Source organism: Streptomyces sp. PKA51, assembly GCF_057552455.1.
Map to the genome: position 1 here is coordinate 174,486 of NZ_BAAJPZ010000006.1, position 25,713 is coordinate 200,198.

24 protein-coding genes are annotated in these 25,713 nt (G+C 73.5%); 16 read left to right on the forward strand and 8 right to left on the reverse strand.

The features are described 5' to 3' along the window. Window positions 1-2 precede the first annotated feature (2 nt). Window positions 3-1,199: a glycoside hydrolase family 183 protein gene (locus tag AC27L3_RS12200; RefSeq protein ID WP_487234032.1), complete on the reverse strand. Its 1,197-nt coding sequence runs from the start codon at window positions 1,197-1,199 to the stop codon at window positions 3-5. Window positions 1,200-1,399: 200 nt separating this feature from the next. On the opposite strand from AC27L3_RS12200, the gene AC27L3_RS12205 reads away from it, so the two are divergent. The 4 genes from AC27L3_RS12205 to AC27L3_RS12220 all read left to right on the forward strand — a co-directional run bounded on the left by AC27L3_RS12205 (window position 1,400) and on the right by AC27L3_RS12220 (window position 4,101). Then, window positions 1,400-1,801 (forward strand): hypothetical protein, encoded by a 402-nt coding sequence (locus tag AC27L3_RS12205; RefSeq protein WP_487234033.1) that lies wholly within the window; start codon window positions 1,400-1,402, stop codon window positions 1,799-1,801. 239 nt (window positions 1,802-2,040) lie between these two features. Then, window positions 2,041-2,574 (forward strand): hypothetical protein, encoded by a 534-nt coding sequence (locus tag AC27L3_RS12210; RefSeq protein WP_487234034.1) that lies wholly within the window; start codon window positions 2,041-2,043, stop codon window positions 2,572-2,574. A 154-nt stretch (window positions 2,575-2,728) separates the two neighbouring features. Continuing rightward, window positions 2,729-3,010 carry a hypothetical protein gene (locus tag AC27L3_RS12215; RefSeq protein WP_365964720.1) on the forward strand — a complete coding sequence of 94 codons (282 nt, stop codon included), beginning with the start codon at window positions 2,729-2,731 and terminating at the stop codon, window positions 3,008-3,010. Between the two features lie 101 nt (window positions 3,011-3,111). Beyond that, entirely contained in the window at window positions 3,112-4,101 is a 990-nt protein-coding gene (locus AC27L3_RS12220; RefSeq protein ID WP_487234035.1) for an alpha/beta fold hydrolase, read from the forward strand. Window positions 4,102-4,149: 48 nt separating this feature from the next. Here the strand turns inward: AC27L3_RS12220 and phsA are convergent, their stop codons facing one another. The 3 genes from phsA to AC27L3_RS12235 form a co-directional block, all read right to left on the reverse strand. Continuing rightward, the gene (phsA, locus tag AC27L3_RS12225; protein WP_487234036.1) at window positions 4,150-5,937 is read right to left on the reverse strand and encodes an O-aminophenol oxidase PhsA; all 1,788 of its coding nucleotides are present in this window, start codon (window positions 5,935-5,937) and stop codon (window positions 4,150-4,152) included. A 100-nt stretch (window positions 5,938-6,037) separates the two neighbouring features. Then, complete coding sequence (locus AC27L3_RS12230) at window positions 6,038-7,501, reverse strand: glycoside hydrolase family 47 protein (RefSeq protein ID WP_487234037.1); 1,464 nt, start codon at window positions 7,499-7,501, stop codon at window positions 6,038-6,040. A 127-nt stretch (window positions 7,502-7,628) separates the two neighbouring features. Then, window positions 7,629-9,950, reverse strand: coding sequence for an MMPL family transporter (locus AC27L3_RS12235; protein ID WP_487234038.1), 2,322 nt, complete (start codon window positions 9,948-9,950; stop codon window positions 7,629-7,631). A 255-nt stretch (window positions 9,951-10,205) separates the two neighbouring features. Between AC27L3_RS12235 and AC27L3_RS12240 the strand changes: the two genes are divergently transcribed. The 7 genes from AC27L3_RS12240 (at window position 10,206) to AC27L3_RS12270 (ending at window position 18,818) form a co-directional block, all read left to right on the forward strand. Beyond that, the gene (locus AC27L3_RS12240; protein ID WP_487234039.1) at window positions 10,206-10,586 is read left to right on the forward strand and encodes a VOC family protein; all 381 of its coding nucleotides are present in this window, start codon (window positions 10,206-10,208) and stop codon (window positions 10,584-10,586) included. Between the two features lie 124 nt (window positions 10,587-10,710). After that, the gene (locus AC27L3_RS12245; protein ID WP_487234040.1) at window positions 10,711-11,106 is read left to right on the forward strand and encodes a rodlin; all 396 of its coding nucleotides are present in this window, start codon (window positions 10,711-10,713) and stop codon (window positions 11,104-11,106) included. A 326-nt stretch (window positions 11,107-11,432) separates the two neighbouring features. Continuing rightward, window positions 11,433-12,911, forward strand: coding sequence for an amino acid permease (locus AC27L3_RS12250; RefSeq protein ID WP_487234041.1), 1,479 nt, complete (start codon window positions 11,433-11,435; stop codon window positions 12,909-12,911). Window positions 12,912-13,233: 322 nt separating this feature from the next. After that, entirely contained in the window at window positions 13,234-13,875 is a 642-nt protein-coding gene (locus tag AC27L3_RS12255) for a hypothetical protein (RefSeq protein WP_487234042.1), read from the forward strand. A 292-nt stretch (window positions 13,876-14,167) separates the two neighbouring features. Further along, on the forward strand, window positions 14,168-16,225 hold the full coding sequence (locus AC27L3_RS12260; RefSeq protein WP_487234043.1) for a phosphocholine-specific phospholipase C: 2,058 nt from the start codon (window positions 14,168-14,170) through the stop codon (window positions 16,223-16,225). A gap of 171 nt (window positions 16,226-16,396) precedes the next feature. Beyond that, entirely contained in the window at window positions 16,397-17,440 is a 1,044-nt protein-coding gene (locus tag AC27L3_RS12265) for an alpha/beta hydrolase (protein ID WP_487234044.1), read from the forward strand. Window positions 17,441-17,639: 199 nt separating this feature from the next. Beyond that, window positions 17,640-18,818: a L,D-transpeptidase family protein gene (locus AC27L3_RS12270; protein WP_487234045.1), complete on the forward strand. Its 1,179-nt coding sequence runs from the start codon at window positions 17,640-17,642 to the stop codon at window positions 18,816-18,818. Between the two features lie 42 nt (window positions 18,819-18,860). Here the strand turns inward: AC27L3_RS12270 and AC27L3_RS12275 are convergent, their stop codons facing one another. From AC27L3_RS12275 to AC27L3_RS12290, 4 genes are all read right to left on the reverse strand, one after another. Continuing rightward, window positions 18,861-19,163 carry a hypothetical protein gene (locus AC27L3_RS12275; RefSeq protein WP_487234046.1) on the reverse strand — a complete coding sequence of 101 codons (303 nt, stop codon included), beginning with the start codon at window positions 19,161-19,163 and terminating at the stop codon, window positions 18,861-18,863. A gap of 99 nt (window positions 19,164-19,262) precedes the next feature. Next, on the reverse strand, window positions 19,263-19,622 hold the full coding sequence (locus AC27L3_RS12280) for a hypothetical protein (RefSeq protein ID WP_487234047.1): 360 nt from the start codon (window positions 19,620-19,622) through the stop codon (window positions 19,263-19,265). A gap of 222 nt (window positions 19,623-19,844) precedes the next feature. Further along, a complete protein-coding gene (locus tag AC27L3_RS12285; RefSeq protein ID WP_487234048.1) occupies window positions 19,845-20,561 on the reverse strand; it encodes a YqeB family protein in 717 nt (238 codons plus the stop codon). Between the two features lie 100 nt (window positions 20,562-20,661). Continuing rightward, window positions 20,662-21,258 (reverse strand): TetR/AcrR family transcriptional regulator, encoded by a 597-nt coding sequence (locus AC27L3_RS12290; protein ID WP_487234049.1) that lies wholly within the window; start codon window positions 21,256-21,258, stop codon window positions 20,662-20,664. A gap of 124 nt (window positions 21,259-21,382) precedes the next feature. On the opposite strand from AC27L3_RS12290, the gene AC27L3_RS12295 reads away from it, so the two are divergent. The 5 genes from AC27L3_RS12295 (at window position 21,383) to AC27L3_RS12315 (ending at window position 25,616) form a co-directional block, all read left to right on the forward strand. Further along, on the forward strand, window positions 21,383-21,913 hold the full coding sequence (locus AC27L3_RS12295; protein WP_487234050.1) for a hypothetical protein: 531 nt from the start codon (window positions 21,383-21,385) through the stop codon (window positions 21,911-21,913). A 147-nt stretch (window positions 21,914-22,060) separates the two neighbouring features. Then, window positions 22,061-22,645, forward strand: coding sequence for a hemerythrin domain-containing protein (locus AC27L3_RS12300; protein ID WP_487234051.1), 585 nt, complete (start codon window positions 22,061-22,063; stop codon window positions 22,643-22,645). After that, on the forward strand, window positions 22,642-23,118 hold the full coding sequence (locus AC27L3_RS12305) for a DUF6098 family protein (protein ID WP_487234052.1): 477 nt from the start codon (window positions 22,642-22,644) through the stop codon (window positions 23,116-23,118). Before AC27L3_RS12300 ends, AC27L3_RS12305 begins: the two co-directional genes overlap by 4 nt. A 636-nt stretch (window positions 23,119-23,754) precedes the next feature. Continuing rightward, window positions 23,755-24,741 carry a glycosyltransferase family 9 protein gene (locus AC27L3_RS12310; protein WP_487234053.1) on the forward strand — a complete coding sequence of 329 codons (987 nt, stop codon included), beginning with the start codon at window positions 23,755-23,757 and terminating at the stop codon, window positions 24,739-24,741. Then, window positions 24,738-25,616 carry a glycosyltransferase family 2 protein gene (locus tag AC27L3_RS12315; protein WP_487234054.1) on the forward strand — a complete coding sequence of 293 codons (879 nt, stop codon included), beginning with the start codon at window positions 24,738-24,740 and terminating at the stop codon, window positions 25,614-25,616. Before AC27L3_RS12310 ends, AC27L3_RS12315 begins: the two co-directional genes overlap by 4 nt. Window positions 25,617-25,713: the final 97 nt, after the last annotated feature.

Sequence of the window (25,713 nt, forward strand, 5' to 3'; positions counted from 1 at the left end):
GCTCAGCCCAGCCGGACGCGCACGAAGCGCGGCCGGTAGACGGACGCCCGCGCCATCACGTCCCGCGGGTCGAGGCTGTTGACGTTGTACGACACCACCAGCTCGCCCGGCCGCTCCAGGTCCGGGTGCTCGTGCGGGTTGTAGGCGATGACGTCCGCGTCCCGGTAGGTGCCCCGCGGGCCCGCCTCGGGCGCGGTGTACAGCGTCGTGGGCCGGGTGAACGGCCCGCCCGGGGAGCGCGCCCACGCCAGCTGGATCCGCGGGCTGAGCGCCTCGTCGGCCTGCTGCGTCACCAGCGCGTACCACCCGCCGTGCGCCACGACGCTGAGCTCCTCCGAGACCCGCAGCGGCGCCCCGCCCGGGCCGCGCAGCGGCGCCGCGCGCGTCTCGGCGTCCGACCACCCGCCGCCGGCCGTCCGGTAGCGCCACGGCCCGCGCAGGTCCCGGCCGGAGGTCCGCGCCAGGTACAGCCGGCTGCCGCCGCCGGGCGCCGCCCGGGTGCCGTAGACGTACGTCCACCCGCCCGCGCGCAGCAGCCACGCGCCCCAGGCCGTACCGGTCGCGGACGGCAGCGGGGTGAGCGTTCGGGGCCGCGTGAGGTTGTCGGCGCCGAAGCGCGCGAGGACGTTGCCGCGCCAGGCGACGTCGAGCGGGCCCGGGCCGGTGCGGGCGTAGCGCGCGTAGACCACCGCGGCCCCGCCCCCCTCGGGCAGCCCCGCCCGGGCCCAGTACCAGGGGGCGCCGGGCCGGTCGCCGTCCGCCTCGCGCACCAGCGAGACGGGCCGGCCCGCCCGGTCGCGCCCGGTCAGGGTGTGCGGGCCGCGGGCGTCCCACAGCACGAAGCTGTTGTGCACGAAACCGCTGCTGTCCGGCCCCGGGCGGCCGTCGCCGACGGGCGGCCGGGAGCCGTCCGGGCGGACGGCGCCGAGGAAGGTGTCGGAGAACACCCACAGCCGCCCCGCCCGCACCGGCACCGAGTACGTGCTGTCGCCGCCGGTCCAGCGCCCGTCCGGCCGCCCGTGCTCCGCGTACGCGGCGAACGCGCCCGTCAGGGCCGGCAGTGGCCGCACGGCCAGCACCCGCGGCGGCGCGCCGGACGGTGCCGACGGCGGCAGGAAGGCGCAGGTCGCCGCGAGGGCGGCGAGCAGCGTCCGGTGCGCCGCCCGGGGGCGCGGAGGGCAGGCGTGCGCTCGGCTCATGACACCCCGCCAACGAGCCGCGGGCGGCGGGGTTGCGGCGGGCGGCCGGCGGGCGGCGCGCACCGCTCGGCCGACCGGGTGATAAATGCCAGCGCGCTCACGCTGAACGGCCGCACCCGCGCGCCCGGGGCGCGACGATGCCGGATGCCGGGATCGCGCACCTGAACCCGGCGACCCCCGTCCCGTCCGTGGAGGTGTCCATGTACGCAACCGAGCTGGCAGTCAAGGCGCTGGAGCCGACCCCCGAGGAGGAGCGCCTGGCCGAGGACTTCGTCACCATCCTCGGGTCGCTCTCCGCCATGGAGCAGGCCCTGCGGGACGGCGCCTGGCACCGCCTGCGCGAGGAGGCCGACGAGCTGATGAGCGCCGCCGAGGAGATGTGGTCCGGCCTGCCCGAGCCGGGCACCGCCGGCGGCGCCCGGCTGCCGTCCCAGGCCGACAGCGCCAAGGTGCGCCAGCTGATCGCCGTCTACGCCGGGGCGTACGCCGCAGGGCGCGCCCTGTACCCCAGCAGCCTGATCGAGGACGAGCAGCTGCGCCGGGCGGTGGAGGAGGAGCGCCAGGAGGCGATGGTTCCGCAGGCGGCGGCCGCGGCGGACTGACGGGTCGGCACGGCGGCGGTGCGGCGGCCCGGCCGGCCGGGCGCGCGGGCCCCGGACGGCCGGACGCACCGGCCTCACCACCCGCACCGACCGACACGTCCCGGCCAACTCGTACGCATGTGCCCGTGCCGCATCAGGCCTCACACCAGCAACGGAACCGTGCCGGAAGCGATCGGGCGTGGCCGGTGTCGTTCGGGCGGTGCTGTCATACGGCATGCGCGTGCCTACTCTCCTCGGCCATGCGCTCTCACAGCCTCAGACGCTTCGGTCTGTCCGCCGTCCTCGCCCTCGCCGCCGGCCTGTCCGGGATGGTCCAGCCCGCCTCGGCGGCGCCCGCGCCCATGACGCTCACCGTCGACAAGGCCAGCGCCACGCCCGGCTCCACGGTGACCATCACCCTCACCTTCACCAACGACCAGACGACGAACACCCAGTTCGTCTACCAGTCGCTGCAGCCGACGTGGAACACCTCGCAGGACCCGGGCCTGAAGTACGCCCTGAAGACCTGCACCGGCGACACCGTCCAGTGCGACGTCACGCCGACGACCGGCACCCTGCGCTACAACGTCCCCGTCGTCCCGGGCGCCAGCCGCACCGCCAAGATCACCTACCAGATCGCCCCCGACTCGGCCTGCGGCCCCAGCCGTCGCATCGAGTTCTACTCGTACCTCTACTACGAGTACCAGGGCGGTCAGGCCAAGAAGGACGGCATCTACCAGACCGGCACCGACATCGCCTGCCCGGCGACCCCCCGGGTCGCCGCGCACAAGTAACGAGCAGCGCACGCCGAAGCACGGCCCCGGCCCTTGGCCGGGGCCGTCGCCGTACCCCGCCCAAACCCGGGCTGACCAGGGTCGATTGTCAGTGCCCCGCAGTAAAATGGAGCGTAAGAAAGAGGGTTGCACGACCGCCTCTGGAGGACGCCCCATGGCCGCTGCCCCGACCCCGCTGCCCAACCTGCCGACCCTGCCCACGCTGCCGCCCAAGCGCCTGCCCGCCGGGCACCCGCGCGCCTGGTACGAGTCCCACAACCGCCAGCTGAAGGCCATGCGCCTGACGATCGCCCTGCTCCACTCCGGCGTCTACACCGCGGACCGCGCCACCGACCGCCGCATACGCGTCGCCGCCGAGCAGATCGGGGTGCACCGCCCCTCCGACACCACCTGCAAGGCCGTGCGCTCGCTCATCCGCCGCTGCCACCGCGACTGAAGCCACCGCGCCCGCCCGGGAACACCCGGGGCACCCCGCCTCGTTGGGCACGTCAGGGCCCGGCACCCGCACGGCCCACGAGGCGGACGGCAGGAGGGCACGTGACCGGCACGGTCGAGCACAGGGACGTAGAGGTCAACGGCATCAGGCTGCACATCGCCGAACAGGGGCAGGGGCCACTGGTCCTGCTCCTGCACGGCTTCCCGGAGAGCTGGTACTCCTGGCGGCACCAGTTCGCCCCGCTGGCCGCGGCCGGCTACCGCGTGGTCGCCCCCGACCAGCGCGGGTACGCCCGCAGCGAGCAGCCCGACGACATCGGCGCCTACACCATGGCGCACCTGACCGGCGACGTGATCGCCCTGATCCACGCCCTGGGGGAGGAGCGCGCCGTGGTCGTCGGACACGACTGGGGCGCGCCGGTCGCCTGGACGACCGCCCTGCTGCGCCCGGACGTCGTCCGCGGCGTGGCGGGGCTGAGCGTCCCGCCCGTCCCGCGCGGCACCCAGCCACCGCTGCCGGCCCTGCGCGCCCTGCTCGGGGACGGCTTCTACCAGATCTACTTCCAGGAGCCCGGCCGCGCCGACGCCGAGCTCGTGCAGGATCCCGCCCGCACCTTCCGCAGCCTGCTCGCGGGCGCCTCGGGCCAGAGCCCGGCCACCGACCCCCCGCGCCCCTGGGTGATTCCCCAGGGGCAGACCCTCCTGGACACGATGCCGGAGCCGAAGGAACTCCCCGCGTGGCTCACCGAGGAGGACATCGACACCTTCGTGCAGGAGTACGCCACCCACGGCGCACGCGCCTTCACCGGCGGGCTCAACTGGTACCGCAACATCGACCGCAACTTCGAGCTGCTCGCCCCCTTCGACGGCCGCCGCATCGAGGTGCCCGCCCTCTACGTCGCGGGCGACCGCGATCTGGTGCGCTCCTTCCCCGGCATGGACCTCCTCATCGCCTCACTGGACCAGCAACTGCCCCGGCTGCACCGCAGCCTGACCCTTCCCGGGTGCGGCCACTGGACCCAGCAGGAGCGCCCCCAGGAGGTCAACGAGGCCCTGCTGGACTTCCTCGAACACCTGCCCGCCGAGGGCTGAGGCCCGAGGCAGCGGACGAGGAGCGGCCGCCCCCACCGGAGCCGGGAATCAGCCGGCGCGGCCGGCGTGGTGGGGGTGGCTCTCCGCACCCCCGTGGTGGAACCGCATCACCTCCGGCGGCATGACCACGAACGGCCGCATCATCCCCATGTCCTCGTGCTCCAGCAGGTGGCAGTGGTACATGAAGCGGCCCTTGGCGCCGTGGAAGCGGCCCAGCACGCTCACCATCTGCCCGGCCGGCACCAGGACGGTGTCCTTCCAGCCCGCCTCCGTCGATGCCACGGGCACCGTGCCGGTGTGCTGCAGCGGGGTGCGGGTGCCGCCCAGGGCCGGGTCGAAGGCGGTGGCCGCCGGGTACAGGTCGCGGCGCAGGATCTGGAAGTCCACCAGGTGGATGTGCATCGGGTGGGCCGGGCCGCCGAGGTTCAGGAAGCTCCACTGCTCCCAGCCGTCGTGCTCGACCATGTAGCCGAGCGCGTCGTCGAAGGCCCGGGCGCCCCTGACGTAGGTGTGCAGGGTGCCGTCGGCGCCCTCGAACTGGATCACGCCCGTGCCGGGCGCCGTCACCGAGCCGTCGGCCACCGGGTGCATCTCCCACAGCTCCGGGTGGGCACTGCCGTCCGTACCGGGCGGGGTGATGACGACCATCCGGTGGGCGTGTCCGGGGGCGTCGTCGTGGGTGATCCGGCGGAAGGACGGCGAGAGCACCTGCGGCAGGACGAAGGAGTCGTGCACCGCCGCGGCCCCCACGCGGAACTGCATCACCTGCGGGTGGCGCACGCCCGTGGTGTCGTCCACCAGGCGCAGCCTGCGGCCCCGCAGGGCGCGGAAGTCGGCCAGCAGGTCGATCCGTTCGGCGGGCGCCACCGGCAGGGGCGCGTCCAGCGCGAGCGGGCGGGGCAGCAGCCCGCCGTCCGTGCCGATCTGCCACAGCACCCCCTGCACCGGCTGCCCGCTCTCGTCGTCCACCAGCCGCAGCCGGTAGCCGCGCGCGTTCGCGGCGTTGAGCAGGCGGAAGCGGTACCAGCGGGCACCGACGTCCAGGTGCGGCCAGATGACGCCGTTGACCAGGGTGTACGGGCCGGTGAAGGCCCGGGTGACGTTCCGCCCGTGGGCGTCCTGCCCGAGCACCACCGTCTTGTGCAGCAGGGCGCCGGTCGGCCGGCCGTCCTCGTCCTGGTCGAGGTTGCGGTCCTGCAGGATGAGCGGGATCTCCCGCTCGCCGCGGGGCAGCCGCAGGGCGTCCTCCTCCTCGTCGCGCACCAGGTACATCCCGGCCAGGCCCGCGAAGACGTTCCAGCGGGTGATGTCCATGGCGTGGTCGTGGTACCACCAGGCCACCGCGGGATGGTCGTTGGGGTACTCCGACAGCTGGCTGTCGCCGGGCGAGACCGCGTTCTCCGCCCAGCCGTCGTTGCCGCCGCCGGTGCGCGCGCCGTGCACGTGCGTGACCGCCCACGGCGGCAGCGCGGCCACGTCGGCCAGCGGCTCGGCGCCGCCGCGGCCGGGTACGTCGGCCGGATCGGGTGCGCCCGGCACGGGCGGGACCTCCACGGCCACGACCGGGTGCGGCCCGGTCAGCCGGTTGGTCCAGGCCACGCGCAGCCGCCGGCCGCGGCGCACCTCGATCGTCGGCCCCGGGAAGTGGCCCTCGTAGGTCCACATGCGGGTGGGCGGCAGCTGGGAGTGCAGCCGCACCCAGGTGGTGGTCAGTTCGATCTCGATGCCGCGCAGTGCCTCGGCCCGGCCGGGCCGCAGCACCGGCGGCACGCGCAGCGCGTCGAGGAAGGGTACGAGCTCGGCAACGGCTTCCTGTTTGGTGACAGCAGTGGACATGCCACGACCCCCGTGGATCCCCCGTACCGCCGGCCGTCTCCGGCGGCAGCTCTCGTCCCACAGGACGCCGCCGGGGGCCCGGCGGTTGCCTGATCGCCCGTCAGGACCGGGTGCGGCGCAGCCCGCGCAGCACCTTGCCCTCGGTGCTGAGGTAGCCGGTGCGGTAGTCGAAGCGCGGGGTGCCGGAGAACAGCAGGTAGAGCCACTTGAAGTTCTCGGCGAAGACGTACGCGGGGCAGTGGTCGCCCTTGGTCATGGGACGGCGGGTGAGGTCGGTGACCACGGCGTAGCCGCCGTCGACGCGGTGGTGCCGGCGCAGGTTCTCGAAGTACTGCCAGGCGGTCCGGCGGTACGAGGGGTCACCGGTCTGCCAGTACAGCTCGAAGGCACAGTTGGCGTACTCCGGGCGCAGCAGATTGCGCCGGTCCAGCGCGGCGAGCCGGCCGTAGTCGATCAGCTCGGGGATCACCTCGTACTTCTCCAGCACGGCCGTCCACGAGCGGTAGTAGTCCGCGGCCAGGGAGTTGGCGCCGCCCACCGGCAGGATCGCCACGGCCAGCGAGGACTGGCGGCGGCCGAGGACCTCCCCGGTGCGGAAGTCGACGTGGCGGAACCACAGCCGGCCGTCCACCCGCTCGGCCTGGTACCGCTCCAGGGAGGAGGCGAACAGGCGGAACCAGTCACGGCAGTCCCGGTCGCCGAACATCTCCCAGGCGCCCCACAGGTATTCGTAGAAGGAGTCCACGGGCGGGTCGACGCCGATGCCCTCGCGGTCGGTCCACTCGCCGGTCTCCACGTTCATGGCGGTGGCGATCAGGTCCAGGGAGGAGCGCCGCTCCACCACCGCGCCCAGCGCCCGCTTGGCGGCCCGCCGGTAGCGTGCGTCCCCGGTCAGCTCGGAGAGCACCCCGAACTCCAGGATGTTGGTGCCGATCTCCGCCACCGGAAGGACGGCGCCCGAGACCCGGCCGGTGCGCAGGTTCACAAAGCGGTAGGGCATGCCGGTCGGCGAGCGGGTGAAGGCCGGCAGCATCCGGTCGGCGAGGTCCGCGGCCAGCTCCAGCAGGGTGCGCACGCCGGTGGCGGCGTAGCCCGCCAGCAGCCCGCCCACCAGGCGGATCGTGGCCTCGAAGACCTGGAAGTCGGCGTCGAGGTCGAAGTCCAGCCGGTCCTCGATCCACTCCACGCACTCCTCGACCTCGGCGTCCAGCCCCATGACGTACAGGGTGTCGAGCGCCTCGACGATGGACAGGCCCACCGGCCGGCCGCGGGCGAAGAACTCCTGGTGCCCGCCGGAGAGCGGCAGCAGCTCGTCGTGGCCCCAGGCGTGGCGCTTGTAGCCCTGCCAGGCGTGCACGAACTCCGCGCGGATCTCCCGCGCGCGCTGCGGATCGGGGTCAACGGCCCGGGTGGTCATGTGCCCCCGGGTGCCGCCCGCCGGCGGGCCCGGCTCGGCAGCGGCACGCGCCACCGGACCGCCGACCGTGCCCAGACCGCCGGCGGCCGCAAGCGCGCAGAGCAGTCGGCGGCGGGTCGGCCGTGCCGCGAGTGAAGTGCTGATCATGACACGCAGGCCCTCCTGACCACCGGCCCCGGACCGCGGGCCGTGATCGCAGTATGCGGCCGGGCGACGGCCGTCCCCGGCAGGCGCGGCGGATTTCACCCCGTGCAGGCGCGCATCCCGGTACCGCTCAGCGCACGGGCGTCCGCCCGGGCGCGGGCACCGGGCATGCGCCCGCGTCCGCGACGGGGGCGCCCGGGCCGCTGCGGCGGCGGCCGGCCGGCCACCAGTTGGCACGGCCGGCCAGGGACATCACGGCGGGCACCAGCAGGGCCCGCACCAGCGTGCAGTCCAGCAGGACGGCCACGGCCAGCCCGAAGCCCATCAGCTGCAGCATCACCAGGTCGCAGGCGGCCAGGGAGGCCATGACGACGGCGAAGACCAGCGCGGCGGAGGTGAACAGGCGCCCGGTGCGCTGCAGTCCGACGGCGACCGCCGTCCCCGTGGGCGTGCCGCGCCGGTGCTCCTCCAGGATGCGCGAGAGGAGGAAGACCTCGTAGTCCATGGACAGCCCGAAGGCCGTGCAGAACATCACCGCCGGAATGATCACGTCGGTGGTGGGCGGCCCGTGCAGGGGGCCCAGCAGCACCTCCAGCCGGCCCTGCTGGAAGACCGCGACGACGACGCCGAACGTCGCCGCCAGACTCAGCGCGTTGAGCAGCACGGCCTTCAGGGGCACCAGCACACTGCGCGTGTAGGTGAACAGGAGCGCGAGCGTGGCGGCCACCGTCAGGGCCACGGCGGCCGGCAGCCGGGTGCCCAGCGCGTCCTCGGTGTCGGTCAGCCGTGCCCCCGGGCCGCCGACCAGGGCCGCCCGCGTCGGGGCCGGCTCAGCGCGCAGCCGCCGGGTCAGCATCCGGCCGTCCGGGGACAGGGCGGAGGTGGTGCTCGGCGTCACGCTCAGCCAGGTGCCGGCCGCTCCGGTGAACCCCGCCGCCCACGGCCCGCCCGCGCCGACGTGCCGGCCGCCGCGGTAGACGCCGGTGGCGGTGCTCACCTGGCGTACGCCCGGCAGCCGGGACAGCCGCGTGGCGTAGGCGTCCACCGCAGCGGTCGCCCTCGCCGGCGCCGGCCGGGCCGCGCGCGCGGCCCGCTCCTGCACGGGGGCCGGCACGGCCGTCCCCGGCCCCGCCACGCGCACGCCCGGCAGGACGACGCTCGCCGCGGTGCCGCCGTCCCCGGCGAAGCCGGTGCGCAGCCGCTGCGAGGCCCGGGCCACCGGCGAGGAGGGGGGAAGGATCCGGTCGTCGTACATCCCGAACCGGGCCTGGGCACCGGGTGCCGCCAGCAGTCCGAGCAGCAGCAGGGTGCCCACGGCGACCGCGGCGGGCCGCCGGGTGACCCACATCGCCAGCCGGTACCAGCGGCCCTCGGCCACCTTCCGGCCCGCCCCGCGGCGCCAGCGGGCGAACAGGTCGTAGCGGTTGACCCGCTCGCCCAGCAGCACCAGCAGCACCGGCAGCAGCACCAGGGCACCGGCGGCCGAGCACAGCGCCACCGCCGCCCCGCCCAGGGCCAGCGACCGCGTCAGCGGCAGCGGGAAGACCAGCAGGGCGCCCAGGGCCGCGGCCACGGTGGTCGCCGAGCAGGCCACCGCGCGCCCCGCGGTGGCGAGCACCCGCTCGGCGGCCCGCACCGGGCTCGCGCCGGCGGCGAGCTCCTCCCGGTAGCGGCTGACCATCAGCAGGCAGTAGTCGACGGCCAGGCCGAAGCCCAGGGCGGTGGCGATGTTCAGGACGAACACCGAGACGGTCGTCACCTCGCTCAGCAGCCGCAGCAGCGCGGTCGTGGTGACGACGGCGAACGCGCCGACCGCCACCGGCAGCAGGGCCGCCACCAGACTGCCGAAGATCCACAGCATGATGAGCAGGACCAGCGGGGCGATGACGATCTCGGCGATCATGGCCCCGCGGGTGCTCAGCCGCTCCATCTCGGCGGACAGCGCCGCCTCGCCGGCGACCGAGACCTGCAGCGGTCCCGCGCGCCCGCTCTCGCGCGCGGTGATCGCCTTGGCCGCCGCCAGCACGGCCTTCTCGTCCCCGCGGAACCGCACGGCCACCGTGGCGCTGCGCCCGTCGCGGCTGCGCAGCTCCGTGAGGGCGTGCGGCCAGTAGCCGCGCACCCAGGCGGTGCGCGGGTCGCGGGCGATGCGGTCGCTCAGCGCCCGGCCCTCGCGGGTGGCGGCGGGCGCATCGACGCCCTGCGGCGCGGTGGCCAGCAGCACAAGGTGCGGCTGGCCGGCGCCGAAGCGGGTGGCGAGGAAGGCGTCGGCCCGGGTGGAGGGCGCGTCGGCCGGCGTCCAGCCGCCGGGGGCCAGGCGCTCGCCGACGCCGTGGCCGCCGACGGCGGCCGCGAGGGCCAGCAGCAACAGGGCGAGGAGCAGGGCCACGGCGCGGCGCGGAGTGCGCAGGGCACGGGCAAGGGGGAACCGCTGGGTCCGGTGGAGGAGCATCGCGGGGCGTCCTTCGCGGATTCGGGCGGGCCGGGGGAGGCGGCGAGGCCGAGGGAGGAAAGCGTAGTAATAAATGCTCATCAGACCGGCATTTGCCGCATGATGGGCGCGGCGTAGCCGGATCCGCCCTGCGACCTGGGCGGACGGGCTTAGGCCGAAGGTCCGATGTGAGACGTCGTCAGCTTGCGTAATGTCATGGGTGCAAGCCGAGAGCAGTCCTTACAGTGGGGATGACCCACCGATCGAGGAGAAGCCGTGAACGTCCATCTCGACCACACCGTCGTCAACAGCACCCACCGCTTCACCGGAGCCCGTTTCCTCACCGAGCTGATCGGCGCTCCCGACCCGGAGGTCAACGGTCCGTTCGCGGCCGTGCGCCTGGCCGGCGGCGTGACCATCGACTACGCCGACCACATCGTCCCGGCCGGGGAGATCGTGCAGCAGCACTTCTGCTACCGGGTCACCGACGAGCACTTCGACGAGATCTTCGCCCGGGTCCAGGAGCGCGGCCTGACCTACTGGGCCGACCCGTACCACCGCACGCCCGGCGAGATCAACCACCTTGCCGGCGGCCGCGGCTTCTACGTCCTCGACCCCGACGGTCACAACCTGGAGTTCCTCACGCGCACCCACTGATGACGCCGCCCCGGGCCCGGGGCGTGGGGCGAACGAGTGAGTGTTCGGAACCAACGGAGGACGCCGCAGTTGGGCAGGGCGCCTTCCGCCCGGGAGGCGCAGACCTCAGGTGAAGGGCAGGGCCGTGCTCCACAGAGTTCTCACCACCGTCGCCCTTACGGCCACCGCCGTGGGGGCCGCCGCCGCCCCGGCGGTGGCGATCGGCGACGACATGCCGGGCGCCAACGCCAATGGCGCCCGGACGGTGCACGGAGGGACGGTGACCGGGGGCGAGCGCAGCCCGCAGATGTCGGCGATCCAGAGCACCGCCGAGAAGCTGTGCGTCGGGGTGGGCGGGGCGGGGATCCAGTCGCTCCTGTTGCTGATCAACATCGGGATCCAGGACGTGCCCCTTCTCACCTCGCAGCAACAGCAGCAGTGCGCGGACAACTCCGAGATCAACGACGGTGACGATCCGTTGTCGCACCTGGTGGAGCAGATCCCGGTGATCAGCGGAAACGGCTCCGGCGACCGCGGATGATCAATCGCGTAGCGTAACTGAACAGATAAATCAAGTTCCGGTTAACTCTTGACGCCGTGCTTACGCGCCTCTCACCATTCACGGCATGAACGTGTCCGACATCCGGTGCAGTGCCGCACGCCCGACGCCCTCGCGTCGCCGCGTGGGCGCTGCGGTTGTCGCGCGGTTAGCGCACCCGGCCTGACCGGCCGCTCCGCGTACGTTCCAGCTCCCCGCGAGCGGCATCGCCTGCCGCCCGCGGGTTCCGGGCGCACGAATGATCACCCCCACGATCGCCACTTCGTGCCGCCCGGTCCTGCCCCCCTCCAAAGAAGGCGAAGCACTACATGAGTGACCGCACCCTCACTGCGGCCGACCCCCAGCTCGACGCGCCCGCTGCCGCGGCGTCCGCGCACGTCGACGCCGGCGACGCGGGCTACAGCAAGGACCTCAAGTCCCGCCACGTCAACATGATCGCCATCGGTGGCGCCATAGGCACCGGCCTCTTCCTCGGTGCCGGTGGCCGCCTCGCCAGCGCGGGCCCCTCCCTCTTCATCGCGTACGCCGTCTGCGGCCTCTTCGCCTTCTTCGTCGTGCGGGCACTGGGCGAGCTCGTGCTCTACCGCCCGTCCTCCGGCGCCTTCGTCTCCTACGCCCGTGAGTTCATGGGCGAGAAGGGCGCCTTCACCGCCGGCTGGCTCTACTTCCTGAACTGGGCCACCACCGGCATCGCCGACATCACGGCAGTCGCCACGTACACGCACTACTGGCACATGTTCAGCAGCATTCCGCAGTGGGTGCTGGCGCTGATCGCCCTGGCCGTCGTACTCACGGTGAACCTCATCTCGGTGAAGTACTTCGGCGAGATGGAATTCTGGTTCGCGATCGTCAAGGTCGCGGCGATCACCATCTTCATGGTCGTCGGCATCTTCCTGCTGGCCAGCCAGCACAAGGTCGGCGACACCACGCCGGGTCTGGCCAACATCCTGGACCACGGCGGCATCTTCCCGACCGGCATCATGCCGATGCTGATGGTCGTCCAGGGCGTCGTCTTCGCCTACGCCTCCGTCGAGCTGTGCGGCGTCGCCGCCGGTGAGACGAAGAACCCCGAGAAGATCATGCCGAAGGCGATCAACTCGATCATGTGGCGCGTGGGCCTGTTCTACGTCGGCTCGGTCATCCTGCTCGCGGTGCTGCTGCCGTACACCGCCTACCACGCCGGCGAGAGCCCCTTCGTCACCGTCCTGTCCAAGATCGGCGTGCCGTACGCGGCCGGCGTGATGAACCTCGTCGTCCTGACCGCGGCCCTCTCCAGCCTGAACTCCGGCCTGTACTCCACCGGCCGCATCCTGCGCTCGATGGCCATGTCCGGCTCCGCGCCGAAGTTCACCGGCCTGATGAACAAGGGCCAGGTGCCCTACGGCGGCATCCTGCTCACCGCGTTCTTCTGCGTGCTGGGTGTCGGCCTGAACTTCGTGGTCCCGGCGGACGCCTTCGAGATCGTGCTGAACTTCGCCGCGATCGGCATCATCGGCACCTGGGGCATGATCATGGTCTGCTCCCTGCTGTTCTGGCGCCGCTCCAAGGACGGCCGGGTCACCCGCCCCGGGTACAAGCTGCCCTGGGCGCCCTACACCCAGATCGTCACGCTGGTCTTCCTGGCCGGTGTGCTGGGCCTGATGGCCTCCGAGCCGGGCGCCGGCCGCACCACGGTGCTGTGCCTGCCGCTGATCCTCGCGGCCCTCGTCGGCGGCTGGTTCCTCGTCCGCGGCCGGGTCGAGCGCACCAAGCGCGAGGCCGAGGCGCAGGCCGTGGAGGCCGGCTGAGCCTTCTCCCGCGGGCGGCGCCGAGCGCGCCGCCCGCAGGCCGCCCCCGGCGGCGTCCCCCGGCAGTCGCCGCGGGGCGCCGCCGGGGGCTTTTTCGTTCGCCGAGGCAACCGAGTTTTTCCCGCAGAATGTGACATTCGCAATTCTGTAAGCATCCGCACAGGGCTTCAATTCAAAGATCGGAATTCTCCGAATTCCCGCTCCGACCTGGGAGGCTTGACCTTCCGGCCGGATAATGCTGAGGTTAAGGAGCGCCTAAACAAAGGCGCACTCATCTCATCGAGAAAGACCTTGCCCTTTGCAGGTTGTTTGGAGCAATCACGTGGCCGCTCTGCCGTCGGAATCGTCCCTGACCGTCGTTCCCCCGCTGCGGGCGCCCCGTGCGCTCCGTCCCACCACCGCCCCCGCCGGCCGGCACGCCCGGCCCCGGCTCGGCCTGTACGACTCCTGGCGGACGGTCGGCGCCGCCGGCGCGGCCATCTGCGTCGCCTGGGCCGCGGCCGTGTGGGTCGCCATGCACCTGCAGGCCGACGCCTCGCTGCACTCCGTGGCGCTGTTCGTCCACCTGTCGACCCTCGTGCTCGGCTTCGGCGCCGTCCTGGTGGCCGACTACTGGGGCCTGCTGTGGATGACCGGACGCTGCACCCTCCCCGAGGCCCTCGGCAACACCAGCCGCCTGCACGTGCCCATCTGGGCCGGCCTGGCGGGCCTGGTCTTCAGCGGCCTGTTCCTGCACCCGAACCCCTTCGCGACGCCCACCCTGATCAAGATGGTGCTGGTCCTCGTGCTCACGCTGAACGGCCTGCAGGCGGGCCTGCTGGACCGCCGCATGGCCGAGCAGGCCGAGCGGCGCGCCGGCGGCCCGACCAACGCCCTGCTGGCCTGGGGCGGCGCCACGGCCGTGATCTCCCAGATCTGCTGGTGGGGCGCCGTGATCATCGGCTTCCGCAACAGCACCCGCTGAGGTAGCCCCCGGCACCGCACCGAAGGGCAGGCAGGCGCATCCGCGCCCGCCTGCCCTTCCTGCATGCCTGCCGCGTGCATCTCCTGCACGCCTGCCACGCCTGCCTCGTGCCTCCGCGCGGCGCGGTCCGGACCAGGGCGCGGTCCCCGCCCTCGCCGCGCGCCGCTGACCTGGCTGTTCGTCCCGCGTACCGTGCCGCGTCACACGGCCGATACCAGACCTTCCCCGGCTCCGGATCCCCTTGGAACACTTCGCTGGCTTCCTTCCCCTCACCCCAAGAGGTCATCCGGACATGGCAGAACTCAACCGGCGGCGCTTCCTGCAGATAGCCGGGGCCACCGCCGCCTTCTCGGCGCTCTCGGGCAGCATCGACCGCGCCGCGGCCATCCCCGCAAGACGGCGGGCGGGCGGCATCGAGGACGTCGAGCACATCGTCGTCCTCATGCAGGAGAACCGCTCCTTCGACCACTACTTCGGCTCGCTCGCCGGAGTGCGCGGCTTCGGCGACCCCCGGCCCATGGTGCTCTCCGGCGGCAAGGACGTCTGGCACCAGAGCTCCGGCGGCAAGGACGTGCTGCCCTACCGGCCGGACGCCGAGGACCTCGGCATGCAGTTCATCGAGGGCCTCAACCACGACTGGGCCGGCGGCCACAAGGCGTGGAACCAGGGGAAGTACGACCAGTGGATCCCCGCGAAGTCCGCCGGCACCATGGCCCACCTCACCCGCGAGGACATCCCCTTCCACTACGCCCTCGCCGACGCCTTCACCATCTGCGACGCCTACCACTGCTCCTTCATCGGCGCCACCGACCCCAACCGCTACTACATGTGGACGGGCCACACCGGCAACGACGGCAAGGGCAAGGGCCCCGTCCTCGGCAACGAGGAGGCCGGCTACGCCTGGACCACCTACCCCGAGCGCCTGGAGCAGGCCGGCATCTCCTGGAAGATCTACCAGGACGTCGGCAACGGCCTGGACGCCGCCGGCTCCTGGGGCTGGATCCAGGACGCCTACCGCGGCAACTACGGCGACAACTCGCTGCTGTACTTCGACCAGTACCGCAACGCCAAGCCGGGCGAGGCGCTGTACGACAAGGCCCGCCGGGGCACCGACGCCGGCAAGGGCGACGGCTACTTCGACGTCCTCAAGGCCGACGTCGAGGCCGGCCGGCTCCCGCAGGTCTCCTGGATCGTCGCGCCCGAGGCCTTCTCCGAGCACCCCAACTGGCCGGCCAACTACGGCGCCTGGTACGTCTCCCAGGTCCTCGACGCCCTGACGGCCGATCCCGAGGTGTGGAGCAGGACCGCCCTGTTCCTCACCTACGACGAGAACGACGGCTACTTCGACCACGTCGCCCCGCCCTTCCCGCCCGCCTCCGCCGCCCAGGGCCGCTCCACCGTGGACGTCTCCCTCGACGTCTTCCGCGGCAACGCCCACTACGCGGCCGGCCCCTACGGCCTCGGCCAGCGCGTGCCCATGCTCGTCCTCTCGCCCTGGAGCACCGGCGGCTTCGTCTGCTCCGAGACCTTCGACCACACCTCGATCATCCGCTTCATGGAGCAGCGCTTCGGCGTGCGCGAGCCCAACATCTCGCCCTGGCGCCGGGCCGTGTGCGGCGACCTGACCTCCGCCTTCGACTTCCGCCTCAAGCAGCCCCGGCCCGCCCCGCTGCCGGACACCGCCGCGTACGTGCCCAAGGACCACCAGCGGCACGACAGCTACGTGCCCAAGCCGCCGGCCACGCCGGCTCTGCCGGTGCAGGAGCGCGGCACCCGCCCCACCCGCCCGCTGCCGTACGCCCCGCTGGTCGACGGCGCGGCGACGCCCTCCACCGGGCGTTTCACGCTCACCTTCAGCGGGGGAGAGGCGGCCGGCGCCTGCTTCACCGTCGCCTCCGGCAACCGCACCGACGGCCCGTGGACGTACACCGCGGAGGCGGGCAAGAAGATCTCCGACACCTGGAACACCGCCTACTCCCACGGCGTCTACGACCTGACCGCCTACGGCCCCAACGGCTTCCTGCGCACCTTCCGCGGCTCCGGGACGACGGCCGCACCGGAGATCACCGCCCGCCACGACGCCCGCACCGGCGGCCTGCAGCTGACCGTGACCAATCCGGGCAGCGGCACCTGCCGGCTGACCGTCGCCGACGCCTACGGCGGCGACCGCCGGACCCTCGCCGTGCGCGCGGGCGGGCGCGCCGTGCACCACCTCGACCTGCACCACGGCAAGCGCTGGTACGACGTGACCGTCACCTGCGAGGGGGATCCCACGTACCTGCGCCGCTTCGCCGGACACGTGGAGAACGGCGAGAACGGGGTGAGCGACCCGGCCATCGCCACGCACTGACACCGTCGGCCGCCCGGGCCGTCCCGCCGCACCCGCGGCGGGACGGCCGGATGTGCTTTTTGACCATTGTGTGACGAGAGGAACCCCTGTCGTCACGGGTGACATCACCACTTCCGGAAACACGTTCATGGCGCCCCGGACGGGGCGCAGCAAGACCCCTGGAGTGTCGTGATGCCCCTCTCGCGCCGCAGGCGCCGGCTCTGGCTGGTGGCCTGTGTGGTCGTCCTCGGTCTGGTGGCCTGGCCGGTGCTGAATTTCTTCGACGTCTTCTCCGACAAGGGCGATCCCGTCGACTTCGGCAAGGGCGGGGGCAAGGGCGCCGCGGGGACGCAGATGCCCACCGGCCCGCAGGCCGACTTCCGGGTGGAGAACACGCTGGGGGACGGCACCAAGATCGCCCGTACCACGCTGCACGGCAAGAAGTCCGGCTTCACCGGCGACGTGTGGGTCTGGGCGCCCGAGCAGTACAAGGACGCCCGGTACGCCAACAGCGGCTTCCCGGTGCTCATCGCGCTGCCGGGCGGCGCCGGCTACCCCAGGAACTACTGGATGGGCACCAACCTCAAGCTGCAGTCCTCCATCGCCCAGTGGTCCAAGGAGGGCAAGTCCCTGCCCTTCATCGTCGTCATGCCCGTGCTCAACCCCGAGAACCACGACCAGGACCCCAAGGACCCCAAGCTGGGCCGGTACTGGGACGGCAGTGACATCCCCGGCCAGCCGAAGATGGGCACCTGGCTCACCGAGGACGTCCCCGACCTCGTCAAGGCCAACTTCCGGACGCTGACCTCGCGCGACGGCTGGGCGTTCATGGGATCGTCCACCGGCGGCTTCGCGGGCCTGAAGTCCGTGCTGAAGCACCCGGACAAGTTCAAGGCCGTCATCGCCTCCGGCCCCGACATCGTCCCCGACTCCCTGCTGTGGAGCGGGCACGAGAAGGAGAAGCAGGAGAACAACCCGGAGAAGCTCGCCCCGCAGCTCATCGCCCGCAAGGGCCCGGACGTCTACCTCGCCTTCCAGGTCGGCACCAAGGAGAAGAAGGCGATGGCCGCGGCCAAGAAGTTCATCGCCTCGTACGGGAACAAGGGCCCCGTCCACACCATGCTGCGGGAGATACCGGACGGCGAGCACAACGCCGCCACCTACGTTCCCAGCATGGGCGAGGGCCCCATCCAGTGGATCAGCCGGCACATGCAGGGCCCGACGCCGGCGCCCTGACGGACGGTCCGCCGGCGCCCCCGCCCACCCCCGCAGACAAATGTTTCTTTCTGCGTGCAACCGTCCAAGCGCGCAGATCATCTGTAGAGGTGTGGTGGGGGCGCCGCCGGACTGTTCGGACATCGTGCGGCGGTTCGGCCGTGGGCGTGTCCGCCGCGAAGCTCACGACACTGACAGACAGCGAGAAAGGTCGACTCACGTGCACGTCGCATCGGGCCGTCGCACCGCCCTGGTGGCATCCGCAATTCTGGGCTCCGTCGCCCTCACCGCCTGCTCCGGGGGCTCCGGCGGTTCGGATGCCGGGCCCGAGGCCAAGGTGACCGTCACGCCCGGCGGCGGCCAGGACGTCAAGCTCGGCTCGCCGATATCCGTCAAGGCCGACGGCGGCCGGCTCACCGGCGTCGAGGTCAAGGACGACAAGGGCAATCAGGTCACGGGCAAGCTGGCCGGGGACGGCTCCGCGTGGACCTCCGACGGCAAGGTCGCCCCGAAGACCACCTACACCGTGCACACCAAGGCCAAGGGCGGCAAGGACGGCAAGGGCAAGGAGTCGCAGTCCACCGCGACCTTCACCACCCAGCAGGCGCCGAAGGTCAACAAGCTCACCAACACGCCCGGCAACGGCGAGACCGTCGGCACGGGCATGCCGGTCTCCATCCTCTTCGACCACCCCGTCGACGAGAGCAAGCGCGCCGAGATCGAGAAGTCCCTGACGGTCACCACCCAGCCGAAGGTGGAGGGCGCCTGGGGCTGGGTGAAGGACTGGTCCGGCCAGGACCGCATCGACTGGCGGCCCAAGGACTACTGGCCCACGGGCACCAAGGTCTCCGTCAACGGCAGCCTCGCCGGCATCGACTCCGGCGAGGGCGGCTGGTTCGCCCGCAACTACGCCTTCGCCTTCTCCATAGGCGCCGACCGCAAGGCCGTCATCGACGTACCGGCCCACAAGCTGACGATGTACGAGAACAACAAGGAGGTCGGCCACATCATGGGCTCCGCGGGTTCTCCCACCGACCCCACCCGCGGCGGCGTGCACACCGTGCGCAGCAAGAACGCCGCGGAGACGATGGACTCGGCCACCATCGGCCACGGCAACGAGTGGATGCTGGACTCGCAGTGGGTCACCCACCTGACCGCCTCCGGCACCTTCCTGCACTCCGCCCCGTGGAACAAGTCCATCGGCGTGGAGAACAACAGCCACGGCTGCTTCGGCATGACCACGAGCGACGCCAAGAAGATCTACGACTTCCTGCTGATCGGCTCCACCGTCGAGGTGAAGAACACCACCAGCACCAAGAAGACGGACGTCGGCAACGGCCTGGAGGTCTGGCAGGAGACCTGGGAGCAGTGGCAGAAGCGCAGCGCGCTGAAGAAGTGACCGCGGCCGGGGCCGCGCACGCGGGCCCCGGTGAGCGCGGGGTCAGCCGTCGGTATTGGCCTCCAGGCACGTCAGTTCTATGTCGTCGATGAGTGCCTCGTGCGTCTTGCTGGTCAGGTGGGCGATGTTCTCGATGCCGACCGCCGTCCACCCGGCCAGGCTCATCACCAGCACCCGCAGCCCGTCGGTGCCGTGCCGGGCCAGGACGTCGTCGGCCACCGCCAGCGCCTCCTGGGGCACCCGCTCCGCGGGCTCGAGCCCCACGGTCCTGCGCATCAGGCCGATGGTGACGTAGGAGATCTCCGGCGCGATCGCCCGTAACCGCCGGTCCTCGTCCTCGTCCATGCGTCGCTCTCCCTCCGCCGGCTGCCGCCGGTCGTCGCGGAGCACAGTAGGGCAGCCGGGCGGCCTGCGGGAGGGGGCCACCGCCGCCCCCGCCGGCGGTCAGCGGATCGTGACACAGGCACGGCCGTGCGGCAGGGTCTTCTCCTCCAGGTGCTCCACGCCCTCGACGCAGATCCGGTCGGGGGCCGGCAGCCGCCGGCCCAGCGCCTGGGTGTAGCGCTGGCCGTGCCGCCAGTGCCGCAGGGCGCTGGTGGTGTTCAGCCCGGCCCCGTAGAGGTGGAAGTGCCCGAAGAAGTCGCCGTCGGGGGCCGGGGAAGCGGAGATCCTGGCGACGTACAGCCCGTTCCCCTCGACGACGACACAGGTCCCGCCGTCGCACGCCGACGCGTCGGCCCCGGCCGGCGCGGCCGTGAGGAACAGCAGGAGGGCCGCGCCCGCGGCGGCCGGCGCCGACCGCACCCGACGGCGCCCTCCTGCGGTACGGCGCAGTGCTGTACGGCGCAGTGCCGTGCGACGGCGTGCGGCGTGGCGGAGTGCTGCGGCGATGCGTCCCATCTGCTGCGTCCCTCGGCTCGGCGATCGGTGCTCGGACGTGATCAGCACACGCTCGCGGCGCGGCACCGGTCGCCGCAACCGGCTCCGCCGACCTTCACCCGGTCGCAGTAACTACCGCCCCGGCCGTCACGCGCCCTGGGCCTCGCCGCCGCTGCGGCGCCACTCCTGGCGCCGGCCCTCCTCCCGGACGACGATCCCCATCGCGCCGAGATCCGCGCGCAGTTGCTCCGCATCGTCGTGACGGCTCTTGCCGAGCGCATGCGCGCGGGACCGCAACAGGGCATGGGCGGTGGGGGAGAGGGCCGGGTCGCCCTCGATCCAGCGCCGGAAGGCGTCCCGGTGCGGATCCCCGTCCGCCTGCCAGGGCCAGCCGTGCTGCGTGAACGCCTCCTCGAACGCCTTGACCGAGAACTCACCGGATATCCGGGCCACTTCCTGCGTGCCGTGCCCCAGCAGCACGATCCGCTTGCCGTCCCGGAACACCGCGGCCACGGCGTCGCGCGGCACGGTGCGCGTGTGCCCGTCCCGGGTGAAGGACACCTGCTTGCCGTCCATGACGGCGGTGACGTACTCGCGCTCGGTGAGCAGCGCCAGCCCCGCCCCCGCGGCCAGCCCGAGGACGACCGCCCCGATCGTGGCGTGGGGCTCCGGGACGGAGGCCACCAGCTTGAACGGGCCCTGCAGCGGCGCCCAGGGCAGCGACGCCACCCAGCCGGCCGAGACCTTGAGCAGCCACACGACGGCGGCCCCCAGGAGCGGGAAGACGCTCCAGACGAAGACACGCTCCCCGGGCGTGGGGCCGAGCGGACTGCGGCCGTCGGCCGGTGGGTTGTGCGAAGCCATGGCGGTACATCGCCTTTCGTCGTCGTGGTCTCGTCGAAGGTCGTGCCGTTGGTCGGCCGTTGGTCGGGTCGTTGGTCGTGCCGCGGTGCGCATCTGCAGCTCAGGACGGTGCGCAGCCCGTCAGCCAGGCGACGATCCGGCGCAGCTCGGCCGCGTGCGCCACGGGATCGAAGCCCGGCTCGCCGGCGCCGAGATAGCCGGAGTCGACGAGCGTGTGGATCCACCCGGCCACCCGCGCGGGGGCGAAGACCGGGGCCCGGCCCGCCGCGGCCAGCCGCTGCACCAGCTCGGTGAGCGCGGCACGCGTACGGGCCTCGTCCCCGGCGACCAGCCGGGCGAACTCCTCGTCCCGGTTCACCTCGAACAGCACCGCCGCGGCCAGGCCCGGCACCAGCGGGTCGCCGAGATCGGCCAGCAGATGGTCCAGCAGCGCGTCCAGCCCCGCGGCCGGATCCTCGAGATCCAGGGCCTGCCGGCAGGCGACGGCATTCTTCTCGAAGTCGTCGCCGAAGAGCGCGTGGAAGATCGCGCGCTTGGTGGCGAAGTAGTGGAAGAGGGTGCCCGAGCCGATACCGGCCCGGCGGCAGATCCGGGCGGTGGAGGTGCCGTCCACCCCGTGGGTGGCGAACTCCACCGCCGCGGCGTCAAGGATCGCCGCCCGCTTGCGGGCGTGCTGTTCGGGATCGACCGTGCGCATCGCTCCAATAATAGAGCAGCTGCTCCACTAATGGCGGGCGTGACGCGCGTCATGGGAGCCCGGCGAGCCGGCCGGTACCGTTACGGGTTCTCCCGCACCCGAGCCGAATGGTTTCTCGTTCCTCGTGTCCGCAGACCTCACCCCGCTCATCGCCGCCACCACCCAGTGGCTCACCCGCGCCTACGCGCCCACCGGCGGCGCCCTGAGCGCCGCCCTCGCGCACACACAGGCCCGCCAGGCCGTCACCGCCGCCGCCTGGCTGCGCTACCCCACCGAGCTCGACGCCGCCCTGGCCCTCGTCGCCGGGCCCGGCGGCTCCGCCCGCCTCGACTGGATCAGCGGCGCGGACTGCGCCGAGCTGGACACCCACGGTGACCACGCGTGGCGGACCTGGGTCGACGAGGTCGTCGCCAGCTGGGCGGCCTGCCTGCTCACCGACCCCGCCCTGGCACGCACCGCGGCCGCTGCGGCCGCCGGCACCGACCACGCGGGCGGGCTGCCCGTCGACTTCCGCCGCCTGACCGCCCCCGACGACGGCGACCGGCGCGCGGCCGCCCTGCTGCGCCATCCCGACCTCGTCGCCCCCCTGGCCGACCTGCACCGCCCCGCACTCCTGCAGCACCTCGACGCCATCGCGGGCCCCCTCGCCGCCTGACGGCGCCCGGCCGTACCACCTCCGCCGCCGGACGCCGTATCCCACTCGGCCAGGCGAATGAAAAGCCGCCCCCGCGGCTGCTGCGAGCGGACCACACCGGGTACCCGGTATCGGCGTATCCGCCGTCCGATCCGACAGGGAGTGGTCATGGCACAAAGGGCCCACGAAGGCGCCGCAGGCGCCCAGGACGACGTGGTGACGCTGCTCAAACAGCAGCACCAGCAGATCCGCGAACTCTTCCGCGAGGTCGAGGCCAGCGGCGGCACCTCGCGCAAGGACGCCCTCAACCGCCTGGTGCGGCTGCTGGCCATCCACGAGACGGCCGAGGAGGAGATCGTCCACCCGGCGGCCCGGCGCGCCTTCCCCAGCGGCGACAAAGTCGTCGACGACCGGCTGCGCGAGGAACGCGAAGCCAAACAGGTCCTCTCCGAACTCGAGGACATGGACCCCGAGGGCCCCGACTTCATCCCCACCCTCAACGCACTGCGCGACGACGTCGAGGCCCACGCCGACGCCGAGGAACGACTGGAGTTCGACCGGCTGCGCGAGGCCAACGACCCCCGCCGGCTCGCCACCATGGCCAGGGCCGTACGGGCCGCGGAGGCCATGGCCCCCACCCACCCCCACCCGGGCGTCGAGAGCGCGACGAAGAACATCCTCCTCGGACCCTTCACCGCCATCGCCGACCGCACCCGCGACGCCGTGCGGAAGGTCATGGGCGACGGCAAGTGACCCGGCGCCGCCCCGCGGCGGCGCAGTCCGGCCTCCCCGTGCTCACCAGCCTCGACGCGGTGGCCGCCCTCGTCGAACGCGTCGACGAGCCCCTGTACGTGCGGTGGTCCCGCGGGCCCGAGCCGGACCTCGCCCACGACGCGGGCGCCTCCAGCACCGACGACCTCACCGGCACCAGCCTGCCCGGGCTGTCGGCCAACCCCCTCGGCATCGAACCCTGGTGGACCGGCCGCCCCGTCCGCCTGTGGGTGGCCAGACGCCTGCACGACTACAGCCACCTGCGGCACGACAAGGCACCCGGGGTACGCCCCTGGGTCCTGACCGGCCGCGAGGCCGGCCGCGGACCCGACAACGAACCCCTCGTTCGCGACGTGCGCCCCATGGCCTGGATCGACCCCCGCGTGATCGACGAGGCGGAAGACGAGGTCCGCCGCCAACGCGGCCCCTGGGGACCCCTGCGCCGCGCCCCCTGACGCCCCGAGATGTGCCCGGCCCGGTTGTGTGCCAGCCTGCTCCTGAACCGGGCCCCCGCGGCCCCGCCGCCCCCGCGGAAGGGAGCACCCCATGCGGCCCACCCCGCCGTCGCCCCGTTGCGGCCCGCAGCCCCTGCGGAGGGCGGTGCGCCGGCCCCGTTGCGGCCCGTCTGAAGCGGGTCCCCGATGTCGTGCGGTGCGGGGCCCGCGAGCTGCGGGAGCCGGCCCCCTCCCGGCCCGCGGCTGCCCGTGCCGTGCGGGAGCGGCGGGTCTTCGTCACGCGGAACCACGGCGCCCCGTCAGGGGCGCGGGGAACTGCGCGATCGGCCCGCGACGGCCCGCAGCCGACACGCCACCCCGGGGCCGACTGCGGGCGCGTCGTGGCTTGTCGCGCAGTTCCCCGCGCCCCTACGGGGCGCCGTGGTGTCCCGCGACGAAGATCCGCCGGACACGCCCTGGCGGTGATGCGGCGGGGCCGGGGCGGCCGGCCGGCCCCCTGGCCGTCAAGGACCGGCCCGGCGGGCGGTCGGAGGAGGCGGCGCCCGCGGGGCGGCGGCCTGGGCCGGGGCGGCCTGCGGCGCCCGGGCGGCGGGGCCGGGGGGACGAGGGCGGGAACCCGGCACGGCGGGGACCCTCGTGACGTCCTGTCACCCCACGGCGGTGACCCTGCGCGCCGGGCCGGAGCGGCGGCCCCGGCTGCTGGTGCTGCGCGCGCTCGGGTTGGGCGACCTGCTCGCCGGCGTGCCCGCGCTGCGGGCCCTGCGCCGCGCGCATCCCGGCCACGAGATCGTGCTCGCCGCCCCGCCCGGCCTCGCCGCGGCGGCCGCCGCATGCGGTGCCGTGGACACCCTCCTGCCGGCGGCGGCGCCCGGGCGGGCCGTACCGCGCAGCATCCCCTGGGACGCACCGCCCCCCGCCGTCGCGGTCGACCTGCACGGCAACGGGCCGCCCAGCCACCGCGTGCTGGCCGCCCTCGCCCCGGATCGTCTGCTGGGCTTCGCCCGCGCCGGGGCGCCCGGCATCGACGGCCCCCGCTGGGCGCCGGACGAGCACGAGCGCGAGCGCTGGTGCCGGCTGCTGCGCTTCTACGGCATCCCCGCCGACCCGGCCGACCTGGCCCTCGACCCGCCCTCGGGGCCCTCGCCGGCGCCCGGCGCGGTCGTGCTGCACCCCGGCGCGGGTTCCGCCGCCCGCTGCTGGCCAGCCGAGCGGTACGCGGCGGTGGCCCGCAGCCTGCTGGCCCGGGGGCGGCGCGTGGTGGTCACCGGGGGGCCCGGCGAGGACGACCTGGTCGCCCGGGTGGCCGTGCCCGGCGCCGAAGCCCTGGGCGGCGGGCTCGACTTCCCCGTCCTGTCCGCCTTGGTGGCCGGTGCCCGGGCCGTCGTCAGCGGCGACACCGGCATTGCCCATCTCGCCGTCGCCCACGGCACCCCCAGCGTCACTCTCTTCGGCCCCGTGGCGCCCGCCCTGTGGGGACCCCCGCCGCTGCCGCGGCACCGCGCCCTGTGGCACCCCGGCCCTGCGGGCGACCCGCACGCGTCGCGTCCCGACGCACGGCTGCTGCGGATCACCCCCGACGAGGTCCTGGATGCCCTGGCCCGGCTCGAAGCGGTGCCCGCGTGACGCCCTGCATCGGCGTCGTCGTCGCCACGCGTGACCGCAGGGCGTCCCTGGCCCGCACCCTGGAGCGGCTGACCGGTCTTCCGGAGCGACCCGAGATCCTCGTGGTCGACAACGCGTCCACCGACGGCACCCCGACCATGGTCCGGGAGCGCTTCCCGCACATCCGGGTGCTGCGCCTGCCGCGCAACCGCGGCGCGCTCGCGCGGACGCACGGTGTGCGCCACGCCCGGGCGCCGTACGTCGCGTTCTGCGACGACGACTCGTGGTGGGCGCCCGGCTCCCTGGCCCGGGCCGCGGCCCTGATGCGCGACCATCCGCGGCTGGGCCTGCTCGCGGGAGCCGCCCTGGTCGGCGAGGACGAGCGGCCGGACCCGATGAACGCGGCCCTGGCGGCGTCCCCGCTGGGCCGCGCCCCCGACCTGCCCGGCCCCAGCGTGCTGGGCTTCCTGTGCTGTGCCGCCGTCGTCCGCCGCGAGGCGTACCTGCAGGCGGGAGGCTTCCACCCGGTCCTGTTCTTCGGGGGCGAGGAAAGCCTGCTGGCCTACGACCTGGCGGCCCGGGGCTGGGGCGTGGTCCACCGTCCCGACGTCGTCGCCCACCACCACCCCGAGCCGTTGCACCGCGCCGGACGCACCGTGCGCTGGCGCCGCAACGAGCTGCTGACCTGCTGGTTGCGCCGCCCGCTGCCGCACGTCCTCGGGCACACCGTCCAGGCCGCCGCACAGGCCCGGCACGACCGTGCCGTGCGGCGCGCGCTGTACGAGGCGCTGGCGCGGCTGCCGGCGGTCGTCGTGCACCGCCGGCGACTGCCGCCGACCGTCGAGGCCGACGTCCGCCGGCTGGAGCAGGCCGGCGGGCACGGCGCCCACGGGTGACGCGCCCGCCCGCCGCGCCACCGGCACGGGCCGCGCCTACGCTGGTGACAGGGGGCGGGTTTCCGCCGGCGGTGACCGGCAAGGCGCATCGGCAACA

Excerpts from the sequence above, each read along its gene's own strand:
- AC27L3_RS12300 (WP_487234051.1), top strand. The coding sequence starts at position 22,061 with ATGGCACAAAGGGCCCACGAAGGCGCCGCAGGCGCCCAGGACGACGTG.
- AC27L3_RS12200 (WP_487234032.1), bottom strand. The coding sequence starts at position 1,199 with ATGAGCCGAGCGCACGCCTGCCCTCCGCGCCCCCGGGCGGCGCACCGG.
- AC27L3_RS12210 (WP_487234034.1), top strand. The coding sequence starts at position 2,041 with ATGCGCTCTCACAGCCTCAGACGCTTCGGTCTGTCCGCCGTCCTCGCC.
- AC27L3_RS12265 (WP_487234044.1), top strand. The coding sequence starts at position 16,397 with ATGCCCCTCTCGCGCCGCAGGCGCCGGCTCTGGCTGGTGGCCTGTGTG.
- AC27L3_RS12250 (WP_487234041.1), top strand. The coding sequence starts at position 11,433 with ATGAGTGACCGCACCCTCACTGCGGCCGACCCCCAGCTCGACGCGCCC.
- phsA (WP_487234036.1), bottom strand. The coding sequence starts at position 5,937 with ATGTCCACTGCTGTCACCAAACAGGAAGCCGTTGCCGAGCTCGTACCC.
- AC27L3_RS12275 (WP_487234046.1), bottom strand. The coding sequence starts at position 19,163 with ATGGACGAGGACGAGGACCGGCGGTTACGGGCGATCGCGCCGGAGATC.
- AC27L3_RS12285 (WP_487234048.1), bottom strand. The coding sequence starts at position 20,561 with ATGGCTTCGCACAACCCACCGGCCGACGGCCGCAGTCCGCTCGGCCCC.
- AC27L3_RS12235 (WP_487234038.1), bottom strand. The coding sequence starts at position 9,950 with ATGCTCCTCCACCGGACCCAGCGGTTCCCCCTTGCCCGTGCCCTGCGC.
- AC27L3_RS12205 (WP_487234033.1), top strand. The coding sequence starts at position 1,400 with ATGTACGCAACCGAGCTGGCAGTCAAGGCGCTGGAGCCGACCCCCGAG.
- AC27L3_RS12290 (WP_487234049.1), bottom strand. The coding sequence starts at position 21,258 with ATGCGCACGGTCGATCCCGAACAGCACGCCCGCAAGCGGGCGGCGATC.
- AC27L3_RS12230 (WP_487234037.1), bottom strand. The coding sequence starts at position 7,501 with ATGATCAGCACTTCACTCGCGGCACGGCCGACCCGCCGCCGACTGCTC.
- AC27L3_RS12215 (WP_365964720.1), top strand. The coding sequence starts at position 2,729 with ATGGCCGCTGCCCCGACCCCGCTGCCCAACCTGCCGACCCTGCCCACG.
- AC27L3_RS12260 (WP_487234043.1), top strand. The coding sequence starts at position 14,168 with ATGGCAGAACTCAACCGGCGGCGCTTCCTGCAGATAGCCGGGGCCACC.